Annotated in this window: 11 protein-coding genes; 5 read left to right on the forward strand and 6 right to left on the reverse strand. The window is 39.1% G+C overall.

Annotation, left to right across the window (positions count from 1 at the left end):
- Positions 1-5: 5 nt before the first annotated feature.
- The gene (locus BTN98_RS13435) at positions 6-9,791 is read right to left on the reverse strand and encodes a T1SS-143 repeat domain-containing protein (RefSeq protein WP_061000645.1); all 9,786 of its coding nucleotides are present in this window, start codon (positions 9,789-9,791) and stop codon (positions 6-8) included.
- Between the two features lie 769 nt (positions 9,792-10,560).
- Here BTN98_RS13435 and BTN98_RS13440 point away from each other — a divergent pair.
- Positions 10,561-10,962, forward strand: coding sequence for a hypothetical protein (locus BTN98_RS13440; RefSeq protein ID WP_146107021.1), 402 nt, complete (start codon positions 10,561-10,563; stop codon positions 10,960-10,962).
- On the opposite strand, the gene BTN98_RS20355 is transcribed toward BTN98_RS13440, so the two are convergent.
- The 4 genes from BTN98_RS20355 to BTN98_RS13455 all read right to left on the reverse strand — a co-directional run bounded on the left by BTN98_RS20355 (position 10,959) and on the right by BTN98_RS13455 (position 12,325).
- Positions 10,959-11,105 (reverse strand): hypothetical protein, encoded by a 147-nt coding sequence (locus BTN98_RS20355; protein ID WP_162840649.1) that lies wholly within the window; start codon positions 11,103-11,105, stop codon positions 10,959-10,961. The two genes, BTN98_RS13440 and BTN98_RS20355, sit on opposite strands and share 4 nt — an antisense overlap.
- A 1-nt stretch (position 11,106) precedes the next feature.
- Complete coding sequence (locus BTN98_RS13445) at positions 11,107-11,421, reverse strand: hypothetical protein (RefSeq protein ID WP_061000619.1); 315 nt, start codon at positions 11,419-11,421, stop codon at positions 11,107-11,109.
- A gap of 182 nt (positions 11,422-11,603) precedes the next feature.
- A complete protein-coding gene (locus tag BTN98_RS13450) occupies positions 11,604-11,792 on the reverse strand; it encodes a hypothetical protein (RefSeq protein WP_061000618.1) in 189 nt (62 codons plus the stop codon).
- 239 nt (positions 11,793-12,031) lie between these two features.
- On the reverse strand, positions 12,032-12,325 hold the full coding sequence (locus BTN98_RS13455; protein WP_061000616.1) for a hypothetical protein: 294 nt from the start codon (positions 12,323-12,325) through the stop codon (positions 12,032-12,034).
- A 387-nt stretch (positions 12,326-12,712) separates the two neighbouring features.
- Here BTN98_RS13455 and BTN98_RS13460 point away from each other — a divergent pair, with 387 nt between their 5' ends.
- Positions 12,713-16,033: an Ig-like domain-containing protein gene (locus BTN98_RS13460; RefSeq protein ID WP_061000614.1), complete on the forward strand. Its 3,321-nt coding sequence runs from the start codon at positions 12,713-12,715 to the stop codon at positions 16,031-16,033.
- A 128-nt stretch (positions 16,034-16,161) separates the two neighbouring features.
- Here the strand turns inward: BTN98_RS13460 and corA are convergent, their stop codons facing one another.
- A complete protein-coding gene (gene corA / locus BTN98_RS13465) occupies positions 16,162-17,112 on the reverse strand; it encodes a magnesium/cobalt transporter CorA (RefSeq protein WP_061000612.1) in 951 nt (316 codons plus the stop codon).
- Between the two features lie 635 nt (positions 17,113-17,747).
- Here corA and BTN98_RS13470 point away from each other — a divergent pair.
- From BTN98_RS13470 to BTN98_RS13480, 3 genes are all read left to right on the forward strand, one after another.
- Positions 17,748-18,026, forward strand: a complete 279-nt coding sequence (locus BTN98_RS13470; protein WP_146107022.1) for a hypothetical protein — start codon at positions 17,748-17,750, stop codon at positions 18,024-18,026.
- Between the two features lie 155 nt (positions 18,027-18,181).
- Complete coding sequence (locus tag BTN98_RS13475; protein ID WP_061000608.1) at positions 18,182-18,556, forward strand: hypothetical protein; 375 nt, start codon at positions 18,182-18,184, stop codon at positions 18,554-18,556.
- 791 nt (positions 18,557-19,347) lie between these two features.
- Positions 19,348-20,169: a hypothetical protein gene (locus tag BTN98_RS13480; protein WP_061000607.1), complete on the forward strand. Its 822-nt coding sequence runs from the start codon at positions 19,348-19,350 to the stop codon at positions 20,167-20,169.
- The last annotated feature ends 327 nt before the right edge of the window (positions 20,170-20,496 follow it).

A 20,496-nucleotide genomic window follows, 5' to 3' on the forward strand; every position in this document is an offset into this window, starting at 1 on the left:
TATCCCTAGCCAGTAATTAGATTATTATCATCTATCATTTTTTGTAGAACCTCTGCTTCCGTTGCAGAGCTCGTATCTGCGCCATAAAGCGCATCTTTACTTACATTGTCTAACGTTATCTCTTGTGTAACATCTGTGCTATTGTCTTTAACATGTAATGTGACGGAACCGTTATTTTCAGTAATGTCAATATAGTTATCGGCTGAAATACCATCAGTCACATTTGATAAAATAGCGCTTAAGTCGATGTTGTCGCTATTAATTTTGGTATCAAAATCTAAAATAGTATCTTGTGCTGGTGTAGAGATTGAACCAAGATCATCAGATTTAAACACGAAGCTGTCATTGCCCGCATCACCTGACATTATATCGTTACCTTTACCGCCGATAATCAAATCGTCATTGGCTGTACCGACTAGGGTATTATCACCGGCCTCTGCGACTTTGAAATCGATACTTTGCGCTGTGCCCGTTGCAGTTTGGTTGCCGATGCTGGCACTTGGCTCAATAGATAAAGTGAAATCTTGTGCGCTGTTGCCTGTCATGGTGAGGTTGGCAATATCAGCGAGATCGACTTCCCAACCGCCATCTTTTTCTTTACCCGCAGAGAAAACATAATCACTAGGAAAGCCTGTGATCATGATAGTGCCTTTCTCGTTAGGGGCTGGGTTTTGCATCATGAGATCAAGATTTAAGGCGATCGCTGAATTTGTTTCGGCAATAATGCTAGTGTATTGCGCCGTTAATTCTGGCTCATCAGGCAGTGCATCAATAGTTAATGTGATCTCTTCGGTAGCGATAACACCTTCATGAGTGTACTCAGTGCCTAATACGATATTTGTATCAACAGTGTTGGCTTCTAAGGTGATCGTCATATCGCCATAAGCATCACCAGGATAAAGTGTGAATTCATCCAGTGTATTGGCATTAACGACGACTGTAGCAAACCAATTATTTCCTTTTTGCCCAAAGGTAACTTCTTGTCCGCCAATAACGATTTTATCTAACCCTTGTAATTGAGCAGGATCATTCGCACTGATCGTTACCGTGAGTCGTAATGCTTCATCACTGTTGGTTTCATAGCTTTCTAGATTAACCGGAATAGTGAAACTATCACCTTCAGTTCCAGCAAGGCTTTCTGGGACATCAAAGAACTGAACATCATCACCAATAGATTTAACACCCACGACTAAATCGGTGGTCGAGGTTTTTATATCATTGGTGCCAATTTCGTTGGTGATGGCTTCTAGTTTGAGCTTCATATCGCCACTAAAATCTAGCGGTGGACGTATATAAACCCCGTCCATTTGGCTGGCACTGATACTCCATGATTGACCACTGTTAGGTAACTGGAGGAATGTATTTCCGCCATCAGGTGAATAGAACAATACAGCACCTTCAGGTAGCCCTGAAATATTCAGTGATAGTGTTTCTGAACCATCGTTATCAAATAAAATTGCGTCTAGGCCTGTGATATTAATGTAGCTATCTTCGTCACCGAGAACTTCGATTTTATCGGGCATTTCAGCAAAATCAGTTACTGGTGCAACATTGATTACCACTGATGCCGTTTTGGTTTGGGTATCTGTTTGGGTTGGGCAATCAGCTTTATCAGTGATGTTGGCTGCAACATTCATGGTTAACTCACCGCTGAAGTTAAGTGGTGGTGTTAGGGTTAATTCACCTAAACGCGTTGGGTCTTTAATCGTCCATGTGTTATCGCCGTTGTCTTGTAAAATGGCGGGATCACCGTTGAGTTTCGCCCCAGCAGGTAAGGTAATTGTCAGCCAGTTGATGGTTTCTTTTCCTGTGGCTAATTCACCTTCACCGCTGATGGTTTGCCCAGCGAAAATATTATCACCTAGTATCAATTCTAAGTTGATAGCAGATTCGGTATCTTCCTGAATTGTGTTTTGTCCTGCATTAACAATGATGTCATCGACAACTGGTATAACTTCAATCTTGATATTCTGCGTTGTTTTGGACGATTGACCGTTACAGGTGGACGTTTGAGTTATCTCAATCGGAATATTAATACAACCAGCCCAATCTTCATCAAGTCCGACAAAGACCATATTTTCTAGGCCGCTTGGTGTGATGGTATAGCCAAGAATTTCACCAATAGCATTATATTCAGGGATAACACCATCGCCTTCAATTTCAACACCTAGAGGTAGATCTTTGATATCAATGAAAAACGATATTTCGATTTCAGGACTATCATCAATGTTGCCATCCAGTAGACCTGATAAATCAATATCTTCACCTTCTTTGGCAATAATGGCGTCATCACTTTGAATGTTATCTGGGTCGTCAATGGGAAGACAAGAACCACCGCCGCCGTGACCAGTAATTTGGACTTGAAGAGGGGCATCAATATAGCGTGAATGTTCGTCATCAATAACGTGGGCAACAACACGCAAATCTATGATGTCAGTATCAAAGTTAGAGCTAATGGTCGCGCCGGCTAAGATATCTTTCATCGCTTCTTTAACAGTATCGCTAGTTAAGCCCGTTGCTGGAATAATCCAATTACCACTGCCATCAATAGAAGCGCCATTTGGGTGTTCAACGATTAAGTTTATACCACTTGGGACAACGATGATGATGTAATCAAGGTACTCTGAGCCATCGAGGTCTTCATCAAAAAAGTGAACCGTGTTGGTTAAATCGATAGGGCTTCCATCGGTACTGGTGAGCACTTCTGATGTTGATTCTAAACGGGTATCACCTTCAACAATACCTGCGACATCAAGTTGAATTGTTGCATTAATATCTTTCGATGCTTTTTGCCCTGTTGGTGAGGTATCGGTGACTTCATAGCTAATTGGAATAGTAAATAAGCCACTTAAATCTTCATCGGCAAGCACAGTGACACGACCGCTATTAATGAAGTTAGCCCATGATTCGCCACTGTTTTTGTAACCGGCAAGATCCAATCCACCAGCAGGTACAGATACGGCAATACCATCAATAAAGAGTGTTAAGCCTTCAGGTAATCCAGTGATCTTATAACCGGTTAAACTTTCACTGTGATCGATATCTTTATTAATTACGGGCTCAATCAACAAGCTTGCTGATTTATCTTCATGCGTTGATGCTTCAAGGACTGCGCCATCTTTTTCATCAACCACAGGAAGCACGTTAATTTCTACTTGGTAATTGAATTCGCCGCTGTCACCATCAGGCTCAGTTGAAATTACGTTTACATCAAAGTTGAGCTGTCCACTGAAGTCTTTAGTTGTTTGTAAGAACGTAGTTTTCAGTTGATCGTTAGTGATCTGGTAGATTACGCCTGTCGATGCACTTTCACCTACGATCTCTAGTGTGATCGGATTACCGTTACTATCAACAAACATCACCCCGTCAGGAAGGTTGGTGATCATAATGGTGATCTGTTCCGATTTGTCATCATCGCTGGTGGTGATCATGAAATCTAAAGGTAATGGGCTATCTTCGTTAAAGCCGGATGTACCTTTAATCGTGCCTTTAAAGCCTGTGGAATTATCTGTGCTATCCGCAACATATTCCCAATGACCATTGCCGCCATCTGCAACATCAGGATGATCAATGACGCCTTTTAAATCAATGGTAATAATTTTGGTATCACTTACGGCTGTTACATTAACTGGATCAAGTCCATCAATGGAGGTTTCAGTTGATACCGCCGTGACTTCAATGGTCAGCGTTTCTGTCCATGAGCTAATATCTTCTTTTGGATAAAGCAGAGCTGAACCGTTTTCAATATCTTCAGCGCTGACAATATAAATGCCTGATCCTACTGGTTGCTCAATAGCACCACCACCTTGAATCAACCAGCCTTCTTGGACTTTGATTTGATAGCTTAAACTTTCAGAACCATCGGTATCGGTAAGCTTACCGATTAATACTTGGCTTAAGTTAATCGGTTGATCTTCAATACCTTTAATGTTCTTCACCGATAGCGTCGGTGTATCAGCGTCAGGCTTGATATTAATGATCACTTGGTGTGGTATTTCTTCGGTTTTATGTTCATTTTTATCAATGAACTGGTTACCTTTTTCTGTCGCAATGGCGGTTACGGTAAATTCAAATTTACCTGCAAGGTTTTTATCTGAAACCACAGTGACTTTATTTAACTGGTTTTGATTTAACACATCACCGTCTTTGACGATATTGCCATTAAGTTTTAATGTAATGCCATCTGGAATACCTGAAATTCGATATGTTAATTTTTCAGAGCTATCAGTATCGGTAAGATTGGCTGCAAGGTCGAGTTTAATACCGCTGTTGTCATCCTCAACACCAGTGTATTCGTAGTCTTTAGTTTCATCCCAAACGGGCGCATCGGCGTTCGGATAAACTTTTATTGGAAGGTTCTTATCTAAAGTTTTATCGGCAGTATTGGTTGAAATTGTGGCAGTAATTTCAATGTTCACCATACCTTGCTGATTGATTGCAGCATCAGGTGCTGGTTGATACGTTAATTCACCGTTAGGAGAGTAGAAATTACCGTTTTTAATAAAATCGGTAATCGTAATGACACCACCGACTGCCGTGAGTAACGTGCCATTTAAATACAGTTGTCCACCGGCTAATGAGCTTTCACTAATAGTGATACTGGTAAGGGTTTCATTTTGATCTTCATCACCAGGGAATACTTTAATTGAAAGCGGCGCTGTGCGCGTATCTTCCAATACTTCCATTAGTTCTACTTTGATATGACCTGGATTATCTCCCAATGCCATTGTCGCGGTTCGATCAGCGGTATCGCCATCGCCATCTTTAACGGTGTATGTCAGACTATCGAGAATCTGCCCACTAAATTCAGACGTTGATACAGTCGTTATTTCAATTGTACCGTCAGCATTGACCACCATGGTGCCGTATTTTTTCGCAGGCGTAACCGTAGTATTGATCAAATTAATCGGATTACCATCAATAGAGTAAGTTGTTCCGTTGTAAATGAAGCTAACAATTTCACCGCCGTCAGCGCCTATGATCTCATCGGTTAATAGCTTTAAGGTTTGGCTCTGTCCTTCAACTAAAACCAATGTGCCGTCAGTACCGCCTTTTGGAACATCATCTAAGACATTCACATCAAAGATAGTGGCAGGCGAGGTGTCGCCATCGCTGTCAGTCAGAATGGCACCAAACTCAAGGTTAAGCGTATCTTGTGATGTGGTATCTGGATGATCAATAGAGGCAAAGAGATCAAACTCCACCGTACCATCAAGGTTAACTTTAATTTGGAATATTTCTTTACCCGCAGCTGTTGCGATATACCAACCATCAGCATTAGGTGCGCCAAGCGTGATGTTATCGCCTGCGCTGGTGTAGTTTTTACCATTAAATAAGGCGGTGTCTAAGGTCACGGATACCACACTATCACTGCCTGTATTAAAGCTCAGTGTTGGTGTTGCTACATCAGAGGCATCACTGTCTACACCATCATCTAATAAATCATTTTCTTGGACATTTAAGCTGCCATTAACGATGATTTCTGGCTTCAAACCATCCCAAATTGTGACCGTTACGTTGGATGTTCCAACACTGCCATCACTATCAGTCGCTTGAACAGGAAGGGTGATATCAAGCTTGGTATCTTTACCATTGAGGTGATCGATAAAGTCATTCAGCACAATGGTAATGGTTGCATCTGCACTGCCACCTGCAGCGATAGTGCCAATGTCGGAAAGGTTGATGGAAAAGATCACCGTACCGTTAGCTAAAACCGCATCATAGGTATTGTTACCATCAAACTGCCACGTCAGTGCTTCACCGTTATGAGTGATCGCATCACCATCACTGGTTTGAACTGCGCCTGTTAGAGCCAGTTGTAAATCAACAATCGGATCTTGCCCTGCGGTAACAGAAATTGTTGAGCTTGCTGTTTCTGTCGTGCCTGCTGGTGGCGCATCGGGTGCTACAGCAATTGGGTTTTCGGTAATTTCTAATGTGGTATCAGTAATGACTGGCGTGTCACCATCGGCAATCGTTACAGTGATATTGGCTTGGTTAACGTCGCCATCGTTATCGCGAATAAAGACTGGAATGGTAATGGTTTCAATGCCACTTGGATCTGTTTGGTCGATAGATTTATACAGGTTGAAAGTGTACTCAACCGTCGAGTTACCTTCAGCATCAGGTTTGTGTGTAATGGCAATATCAAAAACTTTTTCACCATTGACCGATGCTTCAATCATTTGACCTGTACCAGTAACGGTGTAAGTAATGATATCGCCGCCGCTGGTTAATCCTGATGGTAGCTGTGTTTGATCAAAAAATAATGGGCTTTGGGTAAGAGTGCCATCTAAGCCATCACTACCAACAACCACGTCAATAGTGCCTGTTTTGGATATTGGCTGACTTGAAGATAGGTTGGCTTCATCAAATGCTAGTTCTTGTTTTACGATTAATTCAGGATCTGCGCCGTCTTGGATATACCAATCAAATTGTCCTGTTGGGGTTTTCGTACCATCAAGATCGGTAGCATCAACAAGTAGTGGTAATTTGATTACATCACTGGCATTGGTGTGATTTAACGGACGATGTTGAACCAAGGTTACTGTACCTGTTACATCATCACCATTGGCAGCACCAGTTAGAGTTAAGGTGAAGATGGTTTCTCCGCCAGAAGTTGCTGTAATGGTTTTTCCATCACTACTTAGTGTGTATTCAATGTAGTGATAAGTATCGCCAGATTGAAGTTTTAATGCTGTTAGTGCTGCAATTGTCTGGGCGTTAAATGTGATGCTATTAGGATCAGGATTATCTGATCCAGCTTTAATGGTAAAGTCACCTGTAAAGGTATCTGTGGGATTAGAAATCAGCCCTTCAACGTTACTATCATGGTTATTGATGATGGTATTTGCTTCACCATCTTTGATGGTAATGGTGAGATCGGCACTGCCATAGTCATAATCTTTATCGCCTGCGATATAGCTAACCATGAGGTCAATATCACCTGAACTATGGTCGAGATTACGGTTAGCGGTAAAAATCCAGTGACCATTTTCTTTTATGGTCAGTTGACCTTCAGGAAGATCAAACGTTACAGAAGGACCTTTTAGATCTTTGGTTTCACCGTTAATCGTGACACGAACAACAGACAGTGGAGCATCAAGATCGCTGTCATTGTTGAGTACATTGCCGGAAGTTATATTGCCTTCAATCACACTGCTATTGTCATCTAAAATATCAGGCTCTGAATCACGGATATAAATTAAAGCAGGCGCAACAACGGTTTCTGTTGTACCGTCAGTGTCAGTTTGAATACCGTCAATTAATATTGCAGATTGAGTACTATTAGAGCCCAGTTCAGTATCGATTGGTTCAAATAAGGTGATATTAATTGTTTGAGTAGTAGCTTGAATAGTCGCCGTTAACACGGTGACACCATTACTTTCAGCGGTGAGTGTGAGTCCATCAGATGACACCGTTACAGTAATAGGATTACCCTGAGAGGTGAGTTGCTCTAATAGGCTTTGATTGGTATTAAACGTAAATTCTGCAAACTCGATATTGATGACAGAAGTCGCTTCTGACGATGATTGGTACTCTAAGGTTGTTTCGTAAAAAATAGAGCTATCAGGACGAGTTAATGTCGGCATGTCATCGAGAGCAGTATTACCAGCTGCATCAGTAACCGTCGCTGACATTTCCCATGTTTTGAGTACGTTAAGTTGGTTAAGATCGAAATCTTCGATACGCCAATTTCCAGTACTATCAACGGTGGTTGTTAAGACAATCGTCTCAGTGCCATCACTGAAAGTGACTTCAATTTTATCACCCGCCTGAGTGCCCGTTGTGGTACCTTCAAGGAAAGTAACATTGCCATTTTTTAGGGCAACAATGTTTAAACCACCCAACTCATAATTATCAGTGACGATATCAATAGATAATGCTGAGGTATCTTTAATTATGGTATTGGTGGCGATGGCAGGGTTGCCTGCGATATCCATGGTTTCTGCGGTAATGATTAGCTCACCATCTGCAAATGTGGCTAAATCTGTATCCTCAATGACCCATGCGCCATTAACAACGGTTGTGGCGAAAGTGATGGTTTTTCCATCTTTATCTGTGACAGTAACGTCAACATTCTGGTTATTTTCAACAAAGTCGATATTACCAAACAGCTTGGTTTTAGCCGTGATTTCAGCTTCATTTAAATATTCATCGCCGTTATCTTCAAAGTTAGCGCTAATGTCAGCAAGGGTATCTTTGATAATAGTATCAGTGGCTGATACTGGGTTACCTGCAATATCAACAGTATCGGCGATAACGGTGAGTTCACCTTCGGCTAAATCGGTTAAGTCGGCATCTTCGATTGTCCATTTACCGTTAATGACGGTGGTGGTGTGGATTTTTTCTAAGCCATTACTATCAGTAATAGTAATGGTAATAGATTGTCCATCTTCAACATTTTCAACATTGCCAAATAAATCTGTAACTGGAATTTCAAAGCGGTTGAGATACTCATCACCTTTACCATCAAAGTTGGCGTTAATATCTGCCAATGTGTCTTTGATGATGGTGTTGGTCGCTGAAGCTGGGTTACCCGCAATATCAACAGTTTCAGCCAAAATGGTAAGTTCACCTTCGGCTAAATCGGTTAAATCAGCATTCTCGATTGTCCATTTGCCATCAATGACAGTGGTGGTAAATGATTTATCTAAGCCGTTGCTATCGGTAATTTTAATAGTGACTGTTTGACCATCTTCAACATTAGATACTGAGCCAAAAAGATCGCTTTCAGGGATTTCAACACGGTTAAGGTAGTTATCACCGTTGCCTTCAAAGTTAGCCGTGATATCGGCAAGGGTATCTTTGATGATGGTATCAGTGGCTGATACCGGGTTACCTGCAATATCAATAGTTTCTGCAATAACTGTCAGTTCACCTTCGGCTAACGAGGACAAATCTGTGGCGCTAATATTCCAAGCACCATCATTGTTAGTTGTTTCAAAGGTGATGGTTTTACCTTGACTATCTGTCACGGTAATCGTCACTGGTTGGTTATTTTCTACAAAGGTGATATCGCCTAATAAATCACTAACAACGATTTCAAATTGGTTGAGATAGTTATCACCTTTACCATCAAACTCAGCGGTAATTTCAGCTAACGTGTCTTTGATGGTGTCATCTGTGGCGTCAACAAAATTGCCATAGTAGTCAGTAACAGAGGCATAAACATCCAGTGGACCTTCAGATAGTTCACTTAAGTCTTGATCGTTAATAAACCATTTTTGATCTTTGACTACAGCACTTGCTGTGAACACTTTGCCATTAATATCTGTGATAGTCACAACCACAATACGCCCATCTTCAACATCAATGGCATCACCAAAGAGATCGACAGTAGGTACTTCAAATTGGTTTTCATAACCATCGCCACCGTCAATAATAGTGACGGTCAGCGCAGCTGAATTACGCAATGATGGAATTGTATCGCCAATCTCATCGCGTTCGTTTCTCTCTTCTGAGGTTGTTGGTCGAGTATTAAAACCCGCTTCTGGTAAGGTTTCCGCTAATGTCGGTTTTACTCGTGTAACGAAAGAAACACTATCACTGGATAAGTCATTTGATGTTACAGCTGAATCTGGCGAGTTTTGGTTATGACGAAGTGTTGTCTCTGAAGTACTAATTTTAACTACATCATCTTCGTTATTTTTTGTTTTTATGATGTCATTAACTTGTGCTTTTTCTGAGATGAAAGGTACAGAACTATCAATGATTGCTGATGGGGGAATTTGTATCCATTCACCTTCAGCTGTTATTTTCCAGATAACGCCTTCAACAACGATATACATGAGTGGCTTCATCCGTGGCCCCTATGGTTATTATTATGGAAAAGTATGGTGAAATACCATAAGTCCATCTTAGATGTCAATAATTATAGTGAATATTAAACTTATAAAAAATGTTATTTATGTTGTTTTTTGTGAGCGTTTTTGCAAATTTTGTAATAAAAGTGGGTTAAATAACAGTCTTTGATTATTAAATGACTGATAGTTATCTTTTATAGTGTTGCCATAAAATGACATTAAGTATATTAATTAGTCGCAGAGAGTGAGATTTAATATTGTTAAGTGAGCGTAATAGTATTAAATAAACATCAATACGCTATAGGTATAAACTTTAATACATAAAGTAGAAAAGGTGAGATCCTAATAGAATTATTATCCGGCCAACAGAAACAAAAGCAGAAACAAAGGACAGCCACATCCTTGCACATTAACAATGCACTACTACACTTAAGCTTCAAGTTGCTTATGGTACAACCAATGACAATCTCAAGACGTAAATTGATCGAGTCTCAAATCACGCCTTTTTATCATGTTATTAAGCGTTGTGTACGGCGAGCATATTTGTATGGTGACGATCCATATATTTGGTAATTTAAAAAGATATGGCTGTCCACTATTCCTCTTCTCTGACAATTATTCTTCTATTCTTCTATTCTTCTATTCTTCTATTCTTGTTCTTTTCAAATAGATGAAATAATTCGTTATGTATGTGAAGATAACGATTATTTTTTGTGGAATATAGCAATTATGACGTTTGAACAGTGGGCACTTATTGCTGATCTTTATCCCAATTATTGTGATTTTATGCATTATTTTTATGCTGTTGGCGGGGCGAGATCATGGGCTCAAGAAGGGCTTATTACAGTTGGGTGGAGTGGTACTATCGGCTGTTTTTATCTATGCAATTATGTTTATTGATAATGCAATTGGTATTTGGCCTGCATTTGATTTGGATTACAGTACCCACACCGCAATTGCATTAGTTTTTATCGGGTATTTTATAGTGTATACACCCAAATTAAGCGTATTAATGATCCTCTCGATGGTAGGATATGCGGCTTTAATGATGCATCAAAAGTACCACACACTGGCTGACATTATGACCACCACAATTTGTGTTATGCCAGTAATATTGTTATGCCAATATAAATTAGCAGCTATTGCGAAACGCTAGCTTTTCTTGGTTATAATAGCGTAATTAAGTAGCGTTAATCCGATAACAAAACACCAAAATTGAAAAATAGGTAATACGGTAGCAACCGATCCTATTAGTAGCCCAGAACCTAGACCTATTGCTATTCTTTGTTGTATTGTCATTTTAAATCCTTTCGTCGTTACTATTTTCTAATGATTTGGGATTATATTTTTTATTATGAAGGCGGTATTTACGCTCTTTCCATTGCCAGTGAAGGATACTTAATAATGGTAAGATAGTAACGAGAGCTATAAAACTGATTATTATTTCTCGAACAAATACGTCACTAAAACCGTTATTATTAATTAGCAAAGTACCTATAAATTTTCCTATTATCACACCTAAAAAAGCGGGAAGGCTATTACTCACAATAAACCGCAATAGGCCTTTTTTACGCTGTTGTCGCCATTTAGATATTTCTAGATCATGATCTGACATTAATGTTACCTAGAGAGACAAAGATGACATAATTATATGTTTGAAAGCTGCTATATGTTATTTAGCGATGCGGGGGTAAAATATCGCTCGCAAAAGGATGATGTAAATGTAGGATTTGCATGCCAACATGTGAAATAAGTCATATTTAAACAGGACTGTAAATTAAACAACAAATGGGGAAACTAGCCTAAATCAGTTAGGACTTCTTTTTCATTAAAGTGAAGACTAATAACATCATTAAAATGCGTATGCTCTGTAATAAAAGGTAAACTAATATCAATCAGTTCGTGTGGAGTTACTACCAGCCACTGGCCATTGTCGGTAACTTTCCAAACAGTATCTTCTAGTTTGATGTATATTTTGGGCTGCATCCTTTGCCTTATGTTATAAAATAGTGATCACGAGTTATAAGTGGTCTTATGTTAGCTAACATAAATTAATCTTCAATTGATATTTATAATAATTAATATTTTTAATGATGATCTTGCTTGTAAGATATGATTAATGTGTATGAGGATTATAAAAATCTTGATTTTAAAAAAGGCAAGATACAATAAAAGCTAACCACTATAGCCGTTAGCTTTTTGTTGTGTAGTGTTAATGATCCGGATTAATCATCGAAATCAACAATAAGTTCATCTTCCAAATAATCAATTAAACACCCTAATGCTAGCGCTGAAACAATATAGGTTGTTATTTCACCGTTTTCTGGCGTTGATTGGTGTAATACATCAAGTACGCTGTGCTCAGGGTTATAAGCTACATTAAATTCTTTAGCTATACTGCAGCTGTCATTATATTCATCGACAGATAATTCAATTTGACCATTGTATTCACCAATATCGGTATCAAAATTATCAACCAATATTTCGATCATGGTTTCATAGTAATGTTGGTAATCCATTGATTCTAACCTGTTATTTTCTAAATATATGCTATCTAGTACGTTAGCATTTATGGCGCTATGTTACCTTATTTCTACGAGACAAAAAGCCTTAATCTAAAATATTAATTTTTTCATAATGGATGACCTGCTTCCATTGCTGTTACATATCTTACGTAAATTAATAAGCTGTTACATATTGACATTAGTATAATTAATACTATACATAATAATATATTATATGTGGTTGTATCATATTGATTAATAACACTTCATCAGTGAAACAAAATACTTCATCAGTGAAAAAAACACTAAATATAAGTTAGTTGTATGGAATATAACTATCAATACTTATGAGGATGCGAGTGTTAGCTTCATTGAAATGAGTGGACATACTTAGGAAATACAGTGAAAAAAATAAATAAAATAACAGCGGCTATATTCAGTGCGATACTGAGTAGCAATGTATACGCTTCTGACGCCAACGTGATTTCTTTTGTTCTGGGAGAAACAAAAGTTCAAAATGGCGATATGGTTTCTTTTAACGGTGAGTGTTTCATTGCTAAAAATAGCCCTGGTATATGGGAAGCACCAAGTGTTGATTCATGGTTTTGGGACACAGCTGAGTGTGCAGGTGAACCAGAGCCGAATCCAGAGCCGAATCCAGAGCCTGAACTAGGTGCTATTATTCCGTTTATTCCGGGTACAACTCAAGTTAATAATGGCGATGTTGTGTCATATGACGGTCAGTGCTTTATTGCTAAAAATAACCCGGGTATTTGGGAAGCACCAAGTACTGACTCGTGGTTTTGGTCACTAACAGAGTGTACTGACGAGCCATCACCTGAACCAGAAGAAACCGAATTATCGATACTTGCACCAACGGCAGGTCAGGTATTAAAAGCAAACGAAGCGGTTATTATTCAAGCACGTATTGATGGTGAATTGGCATCAAAAGTTGAGTTTTGGGTTAATAATATCAAGTTGGTTGAAAAAGCAATTGATCAAAGTAATGTGCTTTATTCGCAAGCTTGGACACCAACGGAAGCGGGTAGTGCTGCAATTAATATCTTTGTGTTTGATAAAAATAACCAAAAAATCGAACAACAATCTGTTGCTGTAAACGTAGAAGCTGAAGGTAACGACGATTTTACTGCGCCAGTTGTCGCATTTGTAACACCAACCAACGGTTCAATCATTAAAGAAACGGACACTATTTCTATTTCTATTAATGCCTCTGATGTTGATAATGATTTAACCAAAGTGGTTGTTAACGCAAATAACCAACAAATTTGTACCTTTGATGCTGCAACAACAACAGCATTTGCATGTGATTGGCAACCAACGCAAACAGGTAATATTACTCTGAATGCTATCGCAACTGATGCCCAAGCACTTTCTTCTAGTGTTAGTTTAGCTATCACAATTGAAGAAGAAACCGTTGAGCCGCCAGTAACGCCACCGGGTGGATTGTGTGAAGAGTTTAATGTTTATCCTGATTGGACGCGTGGTAATCATGCAACAGGTGGCGATATTATGGTTCATAACAATATTGCTTACTCGGCAGTTTATTGGACCCAAACGATACCGGGTAGTGACGCTTCATGGGCATTGCACTTAAATTGTGATGGTTCAGAACCAGGTACTGCGCCTGTACTTTCATTGCCAAACCCAATGGATCCTGTTCGTTTAGAAGTGGCGGGTTGGCCTAACACGTTTGTAGTTGCAAGCCCATCTACAACAGCGCCTGAAACAATGACAATTGCGACAGCGAACAGTGCTGATCTTACAGATGTTAATAAGCTAACCGCGGCATTTGTTACTGTTATTGAACAAGCGAATAAAGCGAATACAGCATCGGTTATTATTAGCAGTGATGTGCTTGATAATGCGACGAAAGATAAAGATCTATTAACAACGACTATTGCAGTTAAAGAAGCGTTAATTAAGGCGGTTGATAGCACCGGCAGTAAAATTGATGTTGATGCGATTAACGCACTAAGCAATGATCTAAAAGGTTGGGCACAAGCACACAACTTGATCGTATCAACTGTTGCACCACAAGCACCATTTGGTTGGTCATTATCAATCGGTGATTTTGCTTTTGATACTCACTCTGGTCGTCAGTCAGTGTGGAATGCAGCATCTAATTACAGTGCAGATTTATTGAATAAGCTTGCACTTTATACAGCAGATAGTGCAACCAAAGCTGATTTTGTGGTCTTTACTAAGTTAAGTGCAACAGCTGCCTTGTCAAATGACCAATGGCACAATGCGCTAGAATACGTTAAGCAAGTAACTGATTTTGTAAAAACGCCTGCGATGTTAGCAAATATGCCGACAGATCAAGCTGCTAACTACTTTATGGGTAATGCAACCTCAGAGCAGAAAATCCGCAAAGCAGCTTACAGTAATATTTTTGCTATTTTATTTGATAAAAACAGCGCTAATTTAACCGCGCAAATTGAATCTTACCAAGCTGCTAAAGTGCCACTGTACTATGTTGGTAAAGAGCTAGAAAAAGGCTCACTAACCCGTATAGAAGCATTGAACCAACAGCTGACCAGTGCCGCTGATGTAATGGATAATGAAGCATTCCTTTACGAAACGCCACAGTCACAATGGATCCCATCTACCGTTTATAAGTGGAATGATTTCCTTGATGGCTTAAATGCAATGCACAATATTGGTGTTGCTGGTAATAAGTTCTGGTTATTAAATGATGAAGCAGATGATGCAACCAACATTATTTACGCAAAAGTTGCGATTGCAGCATTCTTAGCGCAAAGCATGCAAGAGACTATTCGTTATAACGCCTGTGATGAGAATAACTGGTCTGAAGTAAAATACGGTGCACCAGCAGATTACCCAATGTCTGCAAGTTGTGGTCAGTTAGGCCAGAAATATGCAGATTACGGTGTAAACCCTAATTCAGGCTTAGATTATGCTTATTCTTGTCCTCGTGATAACAAGATGGAAGTGAGCGCGCTCACGCATGCTAAATGGTATGGTGCGCCAGCTCCTGTATTTGCAGCACCAGATGCAGTACTTGAAGAGCGTGGCCTATTGGTAAATGGTGCGGTTGGTCGTTGGACAAACAATGGTCACTGTAACGATGCGCCAGAAAAAGTAGATACTTCTAAGCAAGTTTGGGAACGTGATACTTGTAAGACTTACGTTGGTCAACAAGCAGGTACGTTTATCTGGGATGGTAGCAGCCAAGAAAGTGTTGAAGGTTGTGGCTGGTGGGGACGTGGTGTTATTCAAACTACAGGCCGTCAGAACTTCGGTACGCTTAACCATTACTTAGGTCGTTCACACGTTGATCCTGCGACAATTGGTAAAACTATTGATGGTGTTACCGTTGAAGCACCACCGGCAAACCCACTGTATGCTGATCTTGATTTCTGTTCAAATCCAGGCTTAATTTGTAGCTCTGAAGAAAATAAAGAAATTAAGTGGATTGCAGGCTTGTTCTACTGGGTAACATCGGTACAGGCATATTCTGATGAAGGTGGTCAATATGCTGATTGGAACTACTATAACGAACTGAAAAAGTACGTTGATAGTGGCCTAAAAGGGACTGAGTTTATTGATGATGTGTCAGGTATTGTAAACCGTGGTTGTCCAGATTCAGTATGTTCGACTGGCGAAGTGCATAATGCCAAAGAGCGCCAAGCTAACTTTAAGCTGGTGTTAGAAAAACTTGGTCTGAAGCCACAATTATAATGGTTAACAAATAACGTTATTTACACTATCAGTCAGTGAATATTGGCGATAAATAATAAAGAACCCTACTGTTGAAGTAGGGTTCTTTTTTTGTAAATAATGTCGTTATAACAATGATTACGTGTAGCTTATAGCCACCCCTTACGCTTGAAGAATAGATAAGGTGCGAAACCAGCTAATACCATTAGGCATAATGCATAGGGGTAGCCAAGCTCCCAATGAAGTTCAGGCATAAACTTAAAGTTCATACCGTAACTAGATGCAACCAATGTTGGCGGTAGAAAGACTACTGATACCACTGAGAATATTTTGATAATGCGGTTTTGCTCAATATTAATAAAGCCCATTGCAGCATCCATCAGGAAGTTCACCTTTTGGAATAAAGACTCATTGTGGGGTAGTAAAGAATCAATATCGCGTAATACCTCACGTGCTTGTTCTAATTCACTCTCTGGTAAACGGGCTTTGCGTACTAAGAAGCTTAATGCGCGTTGAGTATCCATTAAACATAAACGAATTTTCCAGCCAGCATCTTCTTGCTCAGCTAGGTGTGATAAGGCCTTATCAAAATTTTCACCTGGCTTACCACGTAAAATAGTTTTGCCAATAGACTCTAATTCGCTATAAATATCTTCAATTACATCAGCAAGTTGCTCTATTTTAGTTTCAAATAAATCTAAAAGTAGCTCGTAAGCATTACCTTGTTGTAATCGCTGCGTACGTGCCCGCATGCGATAAAGTCGAAATGCTGGTAATTCACGCTCACGCAACGTAAACAGACGTCCATCACGAATGGTAAAAGCGACGGTGGCATTACTGACATAATCTTCCATATCTTCAGAATAAAAGAAGGAGTGAATATGGAGGCCGTCTTCATCTTCAAAAAAACGCGCACTGGCTTCAATATCTTCAAGTTCAGGGCGTGTTGCAAGACCTTGTCCTAACTCTTGTTGTACGCGCTCTCGTTCTTCTTGATTGGGGTCGATGAGATCAACCCATAATGCTGATGAGATAGGTTCTTGGGCGTCTAAATCTAAACGTTGTAAACGTAAATCGTTTAATGTGAATGCATTCAGCATGTCTTATATCTCCACTAATGGCGATGATATAAAGAACACTTAAAAACACGGTTTGAGGCTGATAAAACAGCATCTACCAATGAAAACTGGAATACTAAGATTTAAGCAAAAGCAACGAATATAAGGAATAGTGCATGCTGACAGTTAAACATTGTCAACTCACACTTAAAAGCGGTAGAGGACAGATTAACGTGGAAAAATCTCATTCCAGTATCGACTGGGTGTGTTCAAAGCGGTGTCCTCTCAAATAAAGGTGTGCGCATGTTACGTCTGACTGTAAAGGGGTTCAAGTTACGCTATTGCAACATTAGATTCTCCTTTAGGTATATTAAGTCAATGACTTATTCATCCTCCATTAAGTTTTATTAACATTATTGTGATCAACTGTTAACTAATTATAATGAGAGTTTATTTTTTTGCGTAATCAAATATGAGCTGATGGTTTTTTATATCAACATCACAAATTTATTGTAAGTCACAGTATAGAGCAGGCAATTTAACCATTTTGTAAACTGAACACCCAATAATCTCTATTTATATTCGTAAACCGCAGTGGTCTGGTATATCAATTAATCGATAAATGGAAAACTGAAATACATGTGCTTGTAGGTATAGATATAGCAGAGGGAGGGGGGATGGACGTTATTTTGGATAACTTTTGGGCAAAATTACTGTTGAATGTGTTATTGAGTCTATTGATTGTGATCACTATTGCACCAATATCGATCAAATGTTTCAAGCTAACGAAAACAACATGGAAGGTAATTGGCTTTGTACTTATTGTTATAAGTTTGGCTGTGAGCACAGTACATTCAGACATTGTATTAGATAACCTTTTGTACGATTCACTGCAATGGGGAATATTTGGTATTGGTTTGTATTTTATTAATGTGAAAAAAAGCAACATTAAGTGACCCTGTAACTAATATTTTGAGTTGCCGCTCTAAGTAAATCATCTTGGTTGCTGTTAATTATTCAGGTTAATCGTGCTTTCAATAGTTATTACAGTAGTATTTTGCTAGAAAACGCTCATAATCTTGACTTACAATATTTAAAGAAGAAATCACCTATGACTAATTTTCAATACTACTTTCATCAACTTCCTTGTTTTAACTGTAATAAAACCACAGTAAGTACTGATCTTGGTTGGTTAACAGCAGCGATGAAAGAAGATGTAGTCGCACAAATAGCGGCGATTATTGCGCAGGGCGATGTTAACTCAGAGCTTGTGGTGAACGTGACTTGTACTAAAGATGAAGTCCGTGATTACTTATTGTTAAATTTCTATGGTTACTCAGAAGAAACACTTGCTGATCAAGTAAAAGCAGAAGATGAGCAAGAAGTCGCACAAGAAATCGCTGAACTATTTGAAGATGGTAGCGATGTTGCTGTTTTTGAGCACGAAATTGAATTGCAAAGCTGCACTGACTGCAATATTGGTTAAGCATCATTAAACCTAAACATGTGCGTAATACGTAACATGAGGTGCGATTTATTTAAGGCGTTAGCATACTAGAATGTGCTAACGCTTTTTTGTTTTCAGGCAATCTACTATCCACGCGTTGTAGAGCTATTATTTTCGCTGGTGTCTTTAAAAAAAAGAATGGACACCCATAACTTTATATCTCGCCGCAGCCATTCTCAACAACACATGCCTGTATTCAAATATCGTCATTCCCTACAGTGAATGCCCGCGAGGGCGATAGGCAATCTACTATCCACGCGTTGTAGAGCTATTGTTTTCGCTGGTGTCTTTAATGCTCAAACACGGGCTGAATAGATCACGGATAGACCTCATGAAAATTATGGCTGTCCCATGTTTTAATGTTTTCATACTCAACAACACATGCCGTGTCCAAATTCCGTCATTCCCTACAGTGAATGCCCGCGAGGGCGATAGGGAATCTACTATCCACGGGTTGTAGAGCTATTGTTTTCGCTGGTGTCTTTAATGCTTAAACATGGGCTGAATAGATCACGGATAGACCTCATGAAAATTATGGCTGTCCCATGTTTCCGCCATCACTTCTTTATTTTCAAAAATGCAACCAACAGCATGATACTTATAGCTTAAATATACTATTATCGAAGAAATAATGGGCATCAATAATTTCGCCTAGATACTGCCATTTCCAATAAAGAATGATAGTGAGGACGATAGGAATTAACTTACGTGTGCTGATTTTTTAAAGTAAAGATCTGACTATTCTATGTTTCTAGGCATAAGGAGTAAAATTGGAATTTATTCAAAATCAAATACTGGGTGGAACGTCAATAGATCGGCAAGGTGAAAAACTAACCTACGAGTTTCTAAATGATTTCTGTAACACTTTCAAAGGGAAACGTATGCCTCTAAATCAACAACATGATTTAGGTCTAAAGACAATTGGTTATGCAGAGAACTTAAGGTTAGAAAAGTTCGGAAACAGTGATAAAGAGTGGAGTCTTGTTGGAGACTTATTTGTTGATCGAGACAATTTAGAAATAGCTGTCGGTGGTTTTAGCATTTCTGGTGTTGAAGAAATTAAGTCTGAAAATAACCCTGATTTCTTACTCTATATTCCTTTCCCCCATTATAATGATGCGGAGTTATTAGAGTCATTATCCGAATCTAACAAAATCAACTTGGGCAAATGGATTAAGAAAAACAATACACCTGAATCTTGGGCTATTTTTACAGCAGCTGTTGCCTTTGCTTTAACTCCGGTGTGGGATGATTTTTATAAAACAGTTATTGCGCCAAAAATCAAAAAATTTGTATCAGAAGAGCTTCCGAAACTAGCGAAAAAAGACGTAGGGCTACATCATGCTCAAATTGTTGACTATCGTGGGTGTGAAATTGAAATTCGTTTTATAGGCGAATGGGGGAGAGAAAATGAGTGCTATTCATTAAGTATAATGAGAAATGCTATTAGCATGGTAAAGCACGAGCTTGATGCCACTTTTTCCACTTCAGATCCTATATCTCGTATTGTTCTTTGTTACAACAAAGATAGTAAGTCTTATTTTGTTCATCGTATAGAAAAGGATAGTGGCAATGTCGAGCATTATGCCTAACATGGCGTTATGTATTAGGTATTTGTAGGTCAACTAAAATCGACCGTACTGAAGTAAAAGTTGCGCTTGAGTGGCTTGTTGTTCATGGCTATGTAAAAAAATCTATCGGTAAAAATGGAGAAATATGGGCTTTAACAACCGAGGGACGTAGCTTGTATTTAAGGATTATTTTTAAAAATGTGCAAGGTGGAGTACCTGTATAACAAATAAGGATATGTGTCACACAGCCAACACCTATTTGAAGTGTTGGACAAGCTTAAGCGAACTTACATAAGTAAATATTGAAAATATAATGGTAGTTAATGCTAAAAAGAAGGTAAGCGCATC

Source organism: Photobacterium aquimaris (genome assembly GCF_002954455.1).
Taxonomy (GTDB): domain Bacteria; phylum Pseudomonadota; class Gammaproteobacteria; order Enterobacterales; family Vibrionaceae; genus Photobacterium; species Photobacterium aquimaris.

What these genes read in the sequence shown, in the direction of transcription:
- BTN98_RS20355 (WP_162840649.1), bottom strand. Translation starts at nt 11,105, where the DNA reads ATGACAATACAACAAAGAATAGCAATAGGTCTAGGTTCTGGGCTACTA.
- BTN98_RS13445 (WP_061000619.1), bottom strand. Translation starts at nt 11,421, where the DNA reads ATGTCAGATCATGATCTAGAAATATCTAAATGGCGACAACAGCGTAAA.
- corA (WP_061000612.1), bottom strand. Translation starts at nt 17,112, where the DNA reads ATGCTGAATGCATTCACATTAAACGATTTACGTTTACAACGTTTAGAT.
- BTN98_RS13455 (WP_061000616.1), bottom strand. Translation starts at nt 12,325, where the DNA reads ATGGATTACCAACATTACTATGAAACCATGATCGAAATATTGGTTGAT.
- BTN98_RS13450 (WP_061000618.1), bottom strand. Translation starts at nt 11,792, where the DNA reads ATGCAGCCCAAAATATACATCAAACTAGAAGATACTGTTTGGAAAGTT.
- BTN98_RS13475 (WP_061000608.1), top strand. Translation starts at nt 18,182, where the DNA reads ATGACTAATTTTCAATACTACTTTCATCAACTTCCTTGTTTTAACTGT.
- BTN98_RS13470 (WP_146107022.1), top strand. Translation starts at nt 17,748, where the DNA reads ATGGACGTTATTTTGGATAACTTTTGGGCAAAATTACTGTTGAATGTG.
- BTN98_RS13435 (WP_061000645.1), bottom strand. Translation starts at nt 9,791, where the DNA reads ATGTATATCGTTGTTGAAGGCGTTATCTGGAAAATAACAGCTGAAGGT.